General features: G+C 56.8%; 10 protein-coding genes and 1 pseudogene. 2 read left to right on the forward strand and 9 right to left on the reverse strand.

Annotated elements, in window-relative coordinates; genetic code table 11:
• Positions 1–357 precede the first annotated feature (357 nt).
• The 5 genes and pseudogenes from OU419_RS00585 to OU419_RS00605 form a co-directional block, all read right to left on the reverse strand.
• Positions 358–1,302: a hypothetical protein gene (locus OU419_RS00585; protein ID WP_124148040.1), complete on the reverse strand. Its 945-nt coding sequence runs from the start codon at positions 1,300–1,302 to the stop codon at positions 358–360.
• On the reverse strand, positions 1,295–3,397 hold the full coding sequence (locus OU419_RS00590) for a tyrosine-type recombinase/integrase (protein ID WP_033947092.1): 2,103 nt from the start codon (positions 3,395–3,397) through the stop codon (positions 1,295–1,297). The genes OU419_RS00585 and OU419_RS00590 overlap by 8 nt, the downstream gene beginning before the upstream one ends.
• Complete coding sequence (locus tag OU419_RS00595; protein WP_124148039.1) at positions 3,394–5,748, reverse strand: site-specific integrase; 2,355 nt, start codon at positions 5,746–5,748, stop codon at positions 3,394–3,396. The genes OU419_RS00590 and OU419_RS00595 overlap by 4 nt, the downstream gene beginning before the upstream one ends.
• A gap of 86 nt (positions 5,749–5,834) precedes the next feature.
• Positions 5,835–6,059 (reverse strand): annotated as a pseudogene (locus tag OU419_RS00600) (PA0069 family radical SAM protein); the annotation flags it as partial.
• 86 nt (positions 6,060–6,145) lie between these two features.
• Positions 6,146–7,741 (reverse strand): inorganic phosphate transporter, encoded by a 1,596-nt coding sequence (locus OU419_RS00605; RefSeq protein WP_302328801.1) that lies wholly within the window; start codon positions 7,739–7,741, stop codon positions 6,146–6,148.
• Positions 7,742–8,184: 443 nt separating this feature from the next.
• Here OU419_RS00605 and OU419_RS00610 point away from each other — a divergent pair, with 443 nt between their 5' ends.
• Positions 8,185–9,324, forward strand: coding sequence for a hypothetical protein (locus OU419_RS00610; RefSeq protein ID WP_254469792.1), 1,140 nt, complete (start codon positions 8,185–8,187; stop codon positions 9,322–9,324).
• A 75-nt stretch (positions 9,325–9,399) separates the two neighbouring features.
• On the forward strand, positions 9,400–10,044 hold the full coding sequence (locus OU419_RS00615) for an HAD family hydrolase (protein WP_254469793.1): 645 nt from the start codon (positions 9,400–9,402) through the stop codon (positions 10,042–10,044).
• Positions 10,045–10,126: 82 nt separating this feature from the next.
• On the opposite strand, the gene argE is transcribed toward OU419_RS00615, so the two are convergent.
• From argE to OU419_RS00635, 4 genes are all read right to left on the reverse strand, one after another.
• The gene (gene argE, locus OU419_RS00620) at positions 10,127–11,278 is read right to left on the reverse strand and encodes an acetylornithine deacetylase (RefSeq protein ID WP_254469794.1); all 1,152 of its coding nucleotides are present in this window, start codon (positions 11,276–11,278) and stop codon (positions 10,127–10,129) included.
• A 72-nt stretch (positions 11,279–11,350) separates the two neighbouring features.
• Positions 11,351–12,025 carry a DUF1028 domain-containing protein gene (locus OU419_RS00625; protein ID WP_254469795.1) on the reverse strand — a complete coding sequence of 225 codons (675 nt, stop codon included), beginning with the start codon at positions 12,023–12,025 and terminating at the stop codon, positions 11,351–11,353.
• A 191-nt stretch (positions 12,026–12,216) separates the two neighbouring features.
• Positions 12,217–12,627 carry a RidA family protein gene (locus OU419_RS00630; RefSeq protein ID WP_207884764.1) on the reverse strand — a complete coding sequence of 137 codons (411 nt, stop codon included), beginning with the start codon at positions 12,625–12,627 and terminating at the stop codon, positions 12,217–12,219.
• Positions 12,628–12,630: 3 nt separating this feature from the next.
• Positions 12,631–13,959, reverse strand: coding sequence for a flavin-containing monooxygenase (locus OU419_RS00635; RefSeq protein ID WP_254469796.1), 1,329 nt, complete (start codon positions 13,957–13,959; stop codon positions 12,631–12,633).
• Positions 13,960–14,072: the final 113 nt, after the last annotated feature.

Here is a 14,072-nt window from a genome sequence, read left to right on the forward strand (position 1 = left end):
CCACAAGCGAATTAGAAACTTCATTTAAATAGTCATTGAACTTACAAAGCGAAGCAGACAAATCTCCTAACCGCTGCTCTAATTCTTCATCATGAGTTAAACCATTTTGGTGAGCACAATTGGTATCCGCACTGCGCCCATAAAGAACACCATGCGCTCTTAATTCGGACTCAAGATCACGAAGCTGAGTTACTACCTGTGAGTTTTGATAAATTATGCTTCGCTGAATCCCACACGCTTCAACCAGCTTTACTCTTGAAAGCCTAGTCATATCTGCTGAAACGAAATCAGCCCAGTCTCCCAAGAGACGTCGCTCTTCAACAAACGATTGGAAACGCTTTAGACCATTCACTGATTTCAAGCCAAGATGATTGAGTCGAAATTTTCGCTGAATTGTATTTCTTCGAACCGCGCAGCCACAACTTTGATGGATGAAATATTCAATTCAAGAGCCGCACCATTGAACTGTTTTTCGGCCCTAGAGATACAGGCATCAAGGCCTAGACTAAATCGAACACAGTGCACAGGCGCGCTAAATTCTTTCCTAACCCTAGAAACTAACAAATTCCGAGTTGAAACTGTATCACTTGCTCCACAGACATATAAGGATACACCTGGAGTAGGTGGCTTGTGATTATCAATCCAAGATGACTTGCCGCACATTGGAAGACCACACATTATGTAGACTGCGGTAACAAGTGAAGATCGATTCTGACTAGATAACGAATCCAGTTTCTCCAAAAAACTCAGAATGGCCTCAGAATCTGAGACTGCATTAGGCACTTCCAAAATAATCTTTGAAGTGATAATTCCTGATACCGCAGGAGTTAATGATTCAGCAAGAGCCGCCTTGAGATCTGCACGTAGGATTGCGTTCTGATTCTTCTGATGAGTTAGCTCTTGAAGGAGCTTAGCCTTCTCAACTTGCTTAGCAGGCTTTTCACTAGCCAACGCAAAGTAATATTGTACCCTGTCGATCAACTGATTATATGTGGTGCTAGCGCGCTCCCTTAGTAGGGCTAACTGCTCCTCCAACTCTTTCAGTCGATGATGTATTTCTTGAGTATTTTTGAGTGGCTTTTTGATATCCTCACTTGAATCCTTTGCATAAACCCCAGAATGAGTTGTTCCTTTTATGACTTCTCTGACCTTCACCCAGTCAGGATCATGCTTTTGATTGATTGTTGCACGACCGACACCGGATAATTTAGAAACTTCCATCACTGATAACTTTTTTCGGCCGTCGCTTTGGAGCGCTGAAATAGTCGCATACACCCGATTGAGGAGATCCTGCTTAGCCATGCGCTACCTGCTTTAGGAAAATATGTGCTTCATCCCCTACAACCTCGTGAAGTCGCTTAAAGGCTTCAGCGATACGCCTCTGCGAATATTCCTTCTGAGTCGCTCCACAGTACCTATGCTTAATCATATTATCGTGGAAAATTATCTCATTTTTTAATGATGGAACATTGGCCTCGACAAATGCAGCATATCTACAATTATATGGGTCACACGCAAACAAGTTTGGATGAAGCCTCGACCCAGGGCTATCATTCTTAGCATCACAAGGTGACTCGCTGGTAAGACCCGGCGTTCGCATACAGATTGCAAGATTCGTTCTATGCAGAAGCTTCACACCTTCATCAAGCAAAGAGGCGACATACTGACTTAAACTCTCTTTTCCCGCGTTTTGCAATTTAGCCCTGAGTATTGGAGAAGAATTAGCAGTCTTGGCCAACCTTTTGCCTCCAATGCCCCCAATTTGACCGGAAATTACACCTTGCAAAACCTCGACGAGAATTTCCGTATTTTCTTCAATCAACGTAGCTTTGACTTCATCGTTCACGCCAGGTAAAGAAAGGATGTACCTTAACGTCATTTTTAAGCTGCGGTGAGAAAAGAGGCGTTTAATAATTTCAAGATTCCGCGAATCTTGATGAATTATATAAAGTGCAAGTGACTTCCGAAAACGATGTGGGTGTACTCTATAATCAATACCCAGGTTGTTTGCCACTCGATTGCAAGCTCGCTCTACCACAGTGGACTGCGGAGTGTTTCCAAAACTAAACTTTGGTATCTTGACAAACAGATAGTCGTGATTAGCGTAAGCACGAGCATCACGCCCTATTTCAATTATTACTTCAATTGCGTCAGCAGCAATTTTTGGGATAGGTATTGTTTTAATGTCGCCCTGTGACGAAATAGAGGTTTTGAAAACAGTATAAGTAAGCCAATAACCCTCAGACTTAAACGAAAGACAATCCACCTTAAGTCCAATGACCTCTGATCGGCGCATCCCAGTAAGGCACAGAAGAAGCACGATACACGCATCGATCAGAGAGACAACAACGCTAATCACAGCAGTTTGATTTATATACTCCCCCTCATCATTCTCATGCGTTCTTTCCTTGATTTCTATTCCCCACCAGGGAATACCGCTATCTAGTAACTTAGGTTTATAATCCCTAAATCTTTTAACTCCCTCAACGGACGCCGTTGACACACCAAAATTTATCGCGGCAAGCTTTTCGGGGTTCTCAAAAGCACCTACTATGGTTGGCGCAAAATTTTTATACAGCCAAAGGACGTCATCGCTATAGTTTTCAACAAACCCCACACAGTATCTAAATATTTCTGCATAGTCATCGAGCGGAATGGGTTCGAAAGGTCGACAGGACTCGTCGTATTCTCTTCTATATTTGGCGACAAGCTCTTTAGTTACGTATGAATCGTATAGTGAGTACTCTGACGGAAGCATACCCATCGATGACACGCCCTGCCAGAAGGACATTAAGTAACAGAATTCCCACTTGATCCCAGATGTGGGCAGCGACTCTATATAGTGCTCCACACTCGACTTGGCCAAATCATTCACCGTCCTAAAACCTGGTGAATTTTCCGAACCTAAATATAGACCTTCGGCATGAAACAACCCGACAAGTCTTAATACTTTTGTTTTATCTGTCTCAAGAGATGTATAAGCATTAATACGACCATGAATTCCGAAATGCGGTACACGGTAAAATAGTAGCGCCCTAGCAATATTCACCCAATGTTCGTGTCCTACTCCACAAACATTCACGCCATACATATTCACATAATCAAAATTGATGCGTATGGGAAATCCATAAGGGGAGGGGTAATCCCCAAAATCCCAAACCGGATCGCCGAAAGAGCTTCTAGGACTTACCCTAATATAACTCCACTCGTTCTTATCAATTCTGGAAAGATTTAGTAAATTTACACTATCGCAAATGATCCCAAGTGAAGAGTCGCCACTCAGAACCTCATCATCTTCTTCAGTAGCGATAGGCTCTAACTCTTCCTCGTGACAACCCAGTCCATTCCTTATTTCTTCTAAAACGGCTTTTATTTGGTCACGTGTTGGAGTTGTCATGAGAGCCCTATCATTGTCAATGGCAGTGCAAAACCGTTATGTTCCGATCTATCTATTGCCTCAGCAACCTCAATCGGATCCCCCCAGCCCTCTAGAACCCCCTTCCACGCTAAATACTCAGCGCGATAGCTTTTCTCCCATTCTAAGGGATTTAACCGCTCCCTCAGACCGTCAAGGTCGGAAATTCTTCTTGCAATAAAAGGTAATGCTTCTTTGAAGATCACACACTGTGAGCATAACGGGCAACGATTGAAGTAGTTGCAAGGCGTATCCGTCCTAAGAAAACTTTCAGCGCCTGGCCAATCTGGTCGTCTTGAATTTAGACAACTTGCAATGAATGTCTGACCTTCCGGAGAAAGCAACTGTATTACCGAATCTTCAGAAGAATTCAGCCTACCGACTAATGGTGCAACAACTGACCGTAGTTCTTCTTTGCTACCGCAGCGTAGAGTGGCTTCACGCAGCTCAACCAAAGACACATCTGTAAGAAGATTTGCTGAGTAACGCCTAAAATCTTCTTCATGCTTTCTCTGAATCTTCCTTAGACGCCCATTTAATATTTCTGCCGACCCCCAGTCACTATCATAATGATTCACTGTGGTATCGATATCCGAATGCCCCATCATTGCCGAAACTTCGTCTATATCTAAACCCTGTTCTCTCCGTCGAGTTTCGTAAGTAGTTCGAAGACGTTTCGTTTCAATTCTGGGGGATTTGGTATCCGTATCCAATTTTATGCGGTGGCGATGTAGAAACTCCGTTGATGCGTGCCCAAAATTCGTAGTGGTCACCGGCGTGCATAAGCGACCAAACTTATTCCACAGATTCTTCGAAATGACACACTGAAATAATTTACCATTTAAATAATGAGGCGACGACAAATGCTTGGTTACTTCAGCGGCAACAAAGCGCAAGATCTGATACGCGCCAAACTTATCTCGCTTGTTTGATCTATGCATTTGGCTTTTGTCGGACCGTCCCTTGTACCCATAAATAATCACATAGTCATCATCCAAAAGGTCTTCTTCTATGTGGTCGTCTAGGTTATCGCTTATCGATACAACAACCTCAAAATTCCAGCCCGTCTGCAACATCACGAAGAGAAAGAATGGGAATAAAGTTGCCATTGTGAAAGCTACTCTGCTGAAGTACGCCATTTGTCCTACTTCATAGGGTAGGTGTTCTGGCCCAACCCTCATATACATCAAGGCCGACCGTAATCTTTTTTCCAGCGTAGAATATTTCTTGTTTGTTCCGTGAGCGGTGTTTTTACTCCACTCAGAGGAAAACAGATGTCCAGCTTCCTCGAAGCTCACTTGCATAGGCCAATCAGGATAAAGCCTCCCTACATTAGCAGTTGCAATTCGCCCAGATTCTTCTCGATCACAGCCATACACCATCCCCCTTTCACTCACCTCAGTACCAACTACAGAGCGCCCTTTAGCCGCCAGTTCGTGGGCGCGGTCTCGGTAAATGCCGAGAAACTTCTCTATACTTATTCCATTTGCCCGTATGTATTCTTTAACATCTCCAGTGGAGCGTATAACCCACTCAAACCCTTTAATGTGTGTCGCCTTGATTGACCCGTTGGATCTTTTAGTTTGCTCTTTTACAACCAGGTCAAACATCAAGTTTTCTAATGAAAGATCGTATGCCAGAATTGGCTTCCCGCCTTCCACTACACCGTTGTAACTCTCCATCCACTTCATAATAAACTTAATATCGATCAAGCATCCCTCCACAAGCTTATTATGAATCTCCCTGCTGTATCCTTCTGTTACTTGCTCGTTCATCCCAGGTCCAGTCGGCCATTCAAACCCTTTGCCGACCCAGCTCTGCCCTTTATATTTATTCTTCAACGAAAGGAAGATATTTTTTAATGCGCCGTATCTTTTTCTATTTACGGTGCGACCTGGATACGAACGAATTAGAAATGACCTAAAATTCACGCATACCTGCCCATCGACATCAGCAACACCTTTGACTGATTTATTGATCGGCTCAGCGCTATTAAGAAACAGCACAAACTCTTGAATTGAGTAATAGATGTCTTGATGGGATTGATATGTGATCAATCTCTTTGCGGAATGGAGCTGCGCACCTATAAGTAACTGCTGGACAATTAATTTATGGTGCGGATACTCAGTGACAAGGTCTGTGAAGTCACGGACGTATTCCCTTGTGCCAGTAGTCTTGTTTCGGACAAGCAACCCTTGAGCTGAAACATCGACTTGTCCCCTTGCAGTGCTTCTTTTTTGGATTGCTTGGGGGGTGTTTTCTGGCAGCTTGCGCTGGAGGAGCGATCGTTCACTCGACTCAAGGGCAGACTTGGAGAAGGGTTTGCGTGGCATCTGACCTCCAATTGGATTGGGTCTTTAGCCAGCAATATCAAGCATCACTAGACAGTCTGGCCATACATTTTTGTTTCGACGATAACATGCTCGCAACCGCGATAGGGATTGATCGAGCGGTCGAAGGGCAGGTCCGGCGAACGGTTGCGCGAGATCACCGACTTTGCCAACTCCTGGCGGACTTCGGTGAGCTGGGGCTTGGGTACCTCGTCGAACCAGTCGTTATCCACAGGCACCGAGGCTGTCGGCGCAAAACGGTTGTGCGGATTGCTGGCGGTACCCCGGCCGCGGGGTGGAAGCGAACTGGTCATGTGAGAAGGCTCTGAACGATTACTGTATATAAATACAGTAATCCACGGAGTTTTCCACAGCCAGTGCCAACTGCTCGGCGGTCGGGCTACAACACCTTCATGAACAACCAGTACAGCCCGGCCGCCAGGCCGATTGCCGCCGGCAGCGTCAATACCCAGGCCAGCAACATATTGCGGATGGTCGGCCACTGCAGCCCGCTGCCGTTGGCGGCCATCGTGCCGGCGACGCCCGAAGACAGAACGTGGGTGGTGGACACCGGCAGGCCGAAGCCGTCGGCCGCGCCGATGGTGAGCATCGCCACCAGTTGCGCCGCGGCGCCCTGGGCATAGGTCAGCGGCGCCTTGCCGATGCCTTCGCCCACCGTGGTGACGATGCGTCGCCAGCCAACCAGCGTGCCCAGGCCCAGTGCCAGCGCCACGGCCACTTTCACCCACACCGGAATGAAGCGGATCGTCTGCTCGCCGCCGCTACGCAGGGCTTGCAGGTTGCTCCAGGTTTCCAGGTCGATGTTCTGTTCACTGCGGTCGAGCAGGCGGATGGTTTCCACGCTCAGGTACAGGTCGTTGCGCAGTTCCTGTACCTCCTCGCTGGGGACCCTGGCCATTTCGCCGTGCCGTTCGAGGCGCGTGGCGATATCACCGACGACGGCGCCCAGCGAGGGCAGCAGGTCGGGACCGGCATGCTGGTCCTGCTGATAGGCCAGCAGCACCTGCTGCGGGTTTGCGCCGGGGGCGAGGCTGCCGGTGCGTTGCAATTGCGCGTGGCTGGCCTGGGGCACGGCCAGCAGGTGGCGGGTCTGCTCGGGACTATGGGCGCGATCCACGGCGAACGCGAGCGGGACGGTGGCGATCAGGATCAGCATGATCAGGCCGATGCCTTTCTGACCGTCGTTCGAGCCGTGGGCGAAAGACACCCCGGTGCAGGTAACGATCAGCAAACCGCGAATCCGCCACGGTGGTGGAGTCCGCCCCTCCGGGGCATGGAACAGCGTGCGGTTGCGCAGGCTTGCGCTCATCGCCCGCAGCAGCACGAAGGCACTGAAAAAGCCCACCACCGGCGACAGCAGCAACGCGTAACCGACTGTCAGCAGTTGCGACCAGGCGCTGCCGGAAAGCCCCAGGTGCCCGGCCATCGCCCCGTGGGCCAGGCCGATGCCGACGATGGAGCCGATCAGCGTATGCGACGAGGACACCGGCAGTCCCAGCCACCAGGTGCCGAGGTTCCACAGGATCGAAGCGATCAGCAGGGCGAAGATCATCGCCAGGCCGGCGCTGCTGTCTACCTCCAGCAACAGATCAAGCGGCAGCAGCGCGACGATGGCGAAGGCCACCGCGCCGCTGGAGAACAGGACGCCGAGGAAATTCCACACGCCGGACCACGCCACCGCGAAGCGCGGCGGCAAGGCATTGGTATAGATCACCGTCGCCACGGCGTTGGCCGTGTCGTGGAAACCGTTGATGAACTCGAAGCTCAGCGCCACCAGCAGGGCGACCACCAGGATCGCCATCGGCCAGCCCGGTTGCAGTGTCGTGCCGCTGGCGCGGATGTCATGGCCGAGGCTGACGAAGGTGAAGACCAGCGCCCCGGCCAGCAACAGGAAGAACGTCAGGCGACCCTTGAGGCCGTGGGTTTCGCGCAGGACGGGGCTGATCGGGAACTGGGTCAGGCGCGAGGCGCGCATCACTTCCAGCAGGCCATAGCGGTCAAGCACGGTAGTGGCGCTCCCTCCGGGGCGTGGACGGGATTTCGGTCACGGCGTATTCCTTTCGACGATGCACACAGACTAGCCCGCCCTTCAGTTCCGGGGGATCGAAGCAGCTCGATTGACAGCAATTTCCACCGTTTTGTTGCCAGCCACCGGGCAGGAGGGAGGTGCCCTGTGTTGACGCAGGAGGCTGGCCGGCCTGGGGCTGGGAGCTCATCGACCATCCTTGTCGAGTGCTGAGTGAGACGGCATTTAAGCATCTTTTGTCGGCGCGCCGCTCATTGGCAACTGCCGGACGGCCCGTTGGCGCCGGGTGACGGCCCTATACTGAAACCAGGTCGACCGGACGCCAGCGCGTGCCCGGCCGGAGTCAGGAGCGGGCGGCAGTTGTTCGATCGCCATCGAGCCGGCGAGCGGCCATGAATAGTCGGTGTTTCACCAGCGCCATCTCGTCGCGGCGGCGGCGGTGCGGCTTTCTCGTGTTGTTCCTGCTGGCGCTGGCCGGTTGTTCCCACCGTGCGCCCGAGCCGGTGGCGCCGGTCAGCGAGAGTACCTGGCGGCAGGTGGACGCCGACATCGGCGCCGCCTCGCTCGCTGCCACCTCCCAGGCCCGCGCCTACGCCGAAGATGCCATGCAGCGCTGGATGGACCTGGTCTATCAGCGCACCGACAGCCAGTTCATCCCCTGGTTTTCCAGCTACTGGACGCAGCAATGGCTGAGCATGAAGGTCGCCTGGTACAAGCTCGGTTCCCACGGCGATCCCGACCCCACGGTGGACCGCCTGGCGGTCTACCTGCAGGAGCAGTACCGCAAGCAGGTGCTGCTGCCGGTGGCCCGGGAAGTCGATCCCGATGCCGTGATGGAGCAGGCCACGCGGCATTACGTCGAACTGCTGGCCCAGGCGCTGCGCGAAATCCCCCAGCGCCGCGGTGTGCCGCAAAAGGCGTTCGACGAGCGCCTGATGAGCATTCCGGCGATTGCCCTCGGCCCGCCGGCCAGCCGCAACGCCTCGCTCTATGAAGTGGTCACCGCCAAGGACATCGGCAAGCTGCCCGCGTTCGCCGCGCTGATGCAGGAAATCCGCTCGGCTGCGGGCAAGGCCGGGGCCGGAACCCGGGTCAACGGTGTCTCGCCGGTGGCCCGGCGCACCAGCGCCAAGCTGGTTTCCGAGCTGAAGAACCGCAGTGTAGCCGGGGTGGTGGCCAGCGCCGCCGGCAAGGTCGCCGGGTCGGTGATCTCGGTGGCGTTCACCCTGTTCAGCGTCGCCAGCAACGACCACGACCGCCCGGAAGTGGAAGGCCAGCTACGCAAGGAAATCAACGCTGCCTTCGACGAGCAGTGGCTGGCACTGATGCGCGATCCCGAGGGAGGCGTCATGGCTGGTGTGGACCACCTCGGCGGGCAGGTCCAGGACAGCCTGGTGGGCCGCCTGTCGCAACCGGAGGAGGAAGAAAGCGAAACGCAGTCCTTCGGTACCAGCCAGGGCCCGCCAATCGACGCCAGCGGCGGCTTCCGCGTGCTGCGCCAGGGGCAGGGCTACGCCGCCCCGACGCCTTGAGGACGCGTGGCGCTTCGCCTGGGCGACCGTGCGCAGTATCCTTGCCGCCCGACTTTCGTGGCCGGAGTCCGCCCCATGCATTACCAGAACATCCTCTTCGACCTCGACGGCACCCTCACCGACCCGCGTGAAGGCATCACCCGTTCGATCCAGTATGCCCTCGCCCAGCTCGGTATCGACGAGCCGGACCTGCGCCAGCTCGAACACTTCATCGGCCCGCCGTTGCTGCAGTGCTTCATGAGCACCTACGACTTCGACGAGGCGCGTGCCTGGGAAGCGGTGAACCACTACCGCGTGCGCTTCAAGGACACCGGGCTGTACGAGAACAAGGTGTTCGACGGCGTCGGCGAACTGCTGCAACTGCTCGCCGGCCAGGGCCGCACGCTGTACATCTGCACCAGCAAACCGACGGTTTTCGCCGCCGAAATCGCCCGTCACTTCGACTTCGCCCGGCACTTCAAGGTGATCTACGGCAGCGAGCTGGACGGCACCCGCACCAACAAGGTCGAACTGATCGAACACCTGCTGGGCATCGAAAAGCTCGACCCTGGGCAGACCCTGATGATCGGCGATCGCAAGCACGACCTGATCGGCGCGCATCGCAACGGGTTGTCGGCTGCCGGTGTCGGTTATGGTTTTGGCAGCCGTGAAGAGTTGCTGGCGGAAGGTCCGGCGCACTACTTCGCGAGCATGGCGGAGCTGCGCGCGGCGTTTGCCTGAGAGGGGGCGACAGTGAGGCCGGGGTTCTGCCTGCACTGTCCCTGGGGGCTTCCGTCTTCGCAGAACCGCGGGGGCACCATGCTTACCCGCGCAGCCACTCCGCCAGGCGTGCCAGCATCGCGTCGCATCTGGCCAGTTGTTCCACGCTGACGAATTCGTCGGGCTTGTGGCCCTGCTCCATGCTGCCGGGGCCGCAGACCACGGTAGGGATGCCGGCCTGGTCGAACAGCCCGCCCTCGGTGCCATAGGCGACGGTGGAAAACTCCCGCGAGCCGGTGAGCTGCGCAATCAGCCCGGCTGCCTCGGCCTGCGGATCGGTGGCCAGTGCAGGGTAGGCGGACAGCGCCGTGAAGCGGATATCCGCTTCGGCCTTCACCGCGCGCATCTTCGGCAGCAGTTCGGCTTCGGCATATTCGCGCAGGTCATCGGCGACCTGTTGCGGATCATCGCTGGGCAGCGCGCGGACCTCGAAGTCGAACTGGCACTCGGCGGGCACGATGTTCAGTGCGCGGCCGCCGCTGATTACGCCGGTCTGCACCGTGGAGTACGGCGGATCGAAGCGTGCGTCGTGGCGCTCCGGGGCTGCCAGGGCGGCACCGATCTCGCCGAGCCGTCCGATCAGCTTCGCCGCGTACTCGATGGCGTTCACGCCTTGCGGCGCATAGGCCGAGTGACAGGCCGCGCCGTGCACCTGGCAACGCATGGCCAGCTTGCCCTTGTGGCCGAGCACCGGCTTGAGTTCGGTGGGCTCGCCGATGATGCACACCAGCGGTTTGTGCTCGCGCTGCTCCAGCGCAGCGATCAGCGAGCGCACGCCCAGGCAGCCGACTTCCTCGTCATAGGAGAACGCCAGGTGCACCGGCAGGCGCAGCGGCCGGGCGAGGAACGCCGGGACCGCCGCCAGCACGCAGGCGATGTAGCCCTTCATGTCGGCGGTGCCGCGGCCGTACAGGCGGCCATTCTGCTCGGTCAGTTCGAATGGCGGGACCGTCCACGCCTGGCCGTCCACCGGCACCACGTCGGTGTGCCCGGACAGGCAGATCCCGCCGCGGTCGCGCGGGCCGAGAGTGGCGTAGAGGTTGGCCTTGCGTCCGGCGTCGTCGAAGAACAGCTCACAGTCGACACCCTGCTCGGTGAGGTAACTGCGGATGTACTCGATCAGCGCCAGGTTGGAGTTGCGGCTGACGGTATCGAAGGCGATCAGTTGGGCGAGGATTTCACGGCTGGTAGGCATGGCTGGGTCCTGCTTCAAATCTCGTGTGCAGGAGCGACCGCCAGGGCGGAGTCCGCTCCTGCGGGCATGGCGCTACTCGTCGCCGGGCACACCGTAGCTCGGTGCCTTGGTCGGGTCGAGGGCGCGGGTGAGGTAATCCTGCATCTGCGGCTTGTAGGCGACCCAGAGCTTCTCCAGCTCATCGATCGGTGCCTCGTCCGCCCAGTCCACCCGCAGGTCGATGATCGGCCAGACCAGGTCGCCGACCACCTTCAGCGCCGCCGAATGCACCGGGCCGGCCTCGCCACCGGCGGCCATCGCCGCCTGCATGGCTGCCAGCAGGCGATCGGCCAGGCAGCCGTCGGCGCCCTCGAAGGCGCGGGCCATCGCCTCGATCACCGCGGGAGACGACAGCAGGTTGCCCGCCGCCACGCAGTTCTCGCCGGCCACCGCGTGGTTGATGCCCAGCGCCTCGCTGCCGGTGAACAGCGCCACCTTGCCGTGCTGGTCGATCACCGTTACCTGGCGGTACTGGCTGTAGCCGTTGCTCGACAATGCCTTGTCCAGTGCGGCGGCGGGGTCGAGGCCGGCTTCGAGGTTGTCCAGAATCTGCGGGCCGAGGGCCGGCAGGGTCACGTTCTGGGTCGCCACCGCGCCGACACCGGCACGGACCCACGGGCAACGGGCGCCCACGGCAATGCTCGAGGAGCTGATGGCGATACCTAGCTGGCCGGTCTCGGCGCAGCGTCCAACGATGGAAAAGGTCATGGGAGCTCCTTAATCAATCTTGTGTAAACGACAAAACGGCGAGGCAGGGAAATCCTGCGTCGCCGCCTCATCGCAATGCTGCGAAAGCGTCAGGAGCGCCGGCCAGGCAAGGGGCCGGACGGGAAGTCTGCTATGGCAAATAGGCATCTTTCCATCCGCTCCCGACGCAGTCTGGCCTGGCGCAATGGCTTTCAGTCCGGGATCACCGCGATGACGTCGATTTCCATCAACCACTGTGGCTGGCCGAGGGCCGACACGACGAGGCCGGTGGAGATCGGGAACACGCCCTTAAGCCACTTGCCGACCTCCTGATACACCGGCTCGCGGTAGCGGGGGTCGATGATGTAGGTGGTGGTCTTGACGATGTGCGACAGATCGCTACCGGCTTCTTCCAGCAGTTGCTTGACGTTCTTCATCGCTTGCTCGGCCTGGGCGCGCGGGTCGCCCAGCCCTACCAGGTTGCCCTCGAAATCAGTGCCGACCTGGCCGCGCACGTACACTGTGTTGCCGGCACGCACGGCCTGGCAGAGGTCGTTGTCCAGGGTCTGGTTCGGGTAGGTGTCCTTGGTGTTGAACATGCGGATGCGAGTGTGGGTAGGCATCTCTTACTCCCAGGAAGCGGCTTTTTGTACGGAGGCTTCGCGCTGCGAAGCATCCTGGTATTCGGCGTATTTGCGCTGGGTGGCGATGTGGCCGGCCACGTGCTTGGCGTCGTGCCAGACACCCCAGATGAACGACGACCCGCGGCGCGACAGCCACGGCAGGCCGACGAAGTACACGCCCGGCTCGCGGGATACGCCGCGCTGGTGCTTGGGCTTGCCCTTGTCGTCGAAGGCATCCACCTGCAGCCAGGCGAAGTCCACGGCGTAGCCGGTGGCCCAGATGATCGAGGTGATGCCGGCCTCTGAGAGGTCCAGTTCGAGGATCGGGTTGCGGATGCACTCGGCGTCCGGGTAGGTCTTGCGGGCCTCCGGCTCTTCCGGCAGGTCCAGGCCGTTGCGCTCGATGTAGGCATCGGCGGCGTCCAGCAGGCTCAGGTAGTTGTCGTCGCCTGCCTTCAGGTTCGCCACCAGGTCGTCCTGGAAGCTCACCTTGCCGTCCGCGAACATTCTGGTCAGGCCGACCAGGGTGATGCCCTCGTTGGCCAGGCGGCGGAAGTCGATGGTCTCGCCGCCACGGGCACCGCTCACGGCAATGGTCACGTGCTCGCGGCCCGGCTGCACCTCTTCTGCGTCCCACAGGCCGAGCACGCCCAGCCACCAGACGAAATCTCGATTGCGATAGGAGCGCGGCGGACGATCATGGGCGCCCACCGACAGGAAGACCTTCTTGCCGGCGCGATTGAGCTCGTCGGCGATCTGCACGCCGGAAGAACCGGCGCCCACCACCAGCACGGCACCTTCGGGCAGTTGCTGCGGGTTGTAGTAGTGGGCCGAGTGAATCTGCTGCACGCTCTCGCTCTTCGGCGCGATGGCCGGGATCACCGGGCGCTGGAACGGGCCGGTGGCGGAGACGATGCGCAGCGCCTGGAGGGTGCCTTCGGAGGTTTCCGCTGTGAAGCCGGGGCGGCCTTCGTTGCGCGTGACCTTCTTCACTTCCACGCCAGTGCGGATCGGCGCATTGAACTGCTTGGCATAGGCGACGAAGTATTCCGCCACCTGATCCTTGGCCGGGAACTCGTCCGGGCCGACCGGGAATTCCATGTTCGGGAAGCGGTCGTGCCAGGCCGGGCCGTTGGCCACCAGCGAATCCCAGCGACCGGTGCGCCAGGCTTCGGCGATGCGGTTCTTCTCCAGCACGATATGCGGCACGCCAAGGGCGGTCAGGTGCTCGCTCATGGCCACGCCGGCTTGTCCGGCGCCAACGACCAGCGTGTCGATTTCCAGGTTATCAAGCGACTTCTTGCCGAAGGCGCCTGGATTCAGGTCGGTCATGGCTTGCTTCCTCAGACTCTGATCACGTTTGTTCTTGTTGCGGCTTGCGATGAGGTGTTGGCCGCATTCTGTTCAGAGGCTGGGATTAGCGAAATTATGTTTTTTGTAGTCGC

The organism is Pseudomonas triclosanedens (genome assembly GCF_026686735.1).
Taxonomy (GTDB): Bacteria; Pseudomonadota; Gammaproteobacteria; order Pseudomonadales; family Pseudomonadaceae; genus Pseudomonas; species Pseudomonas triclosanedens.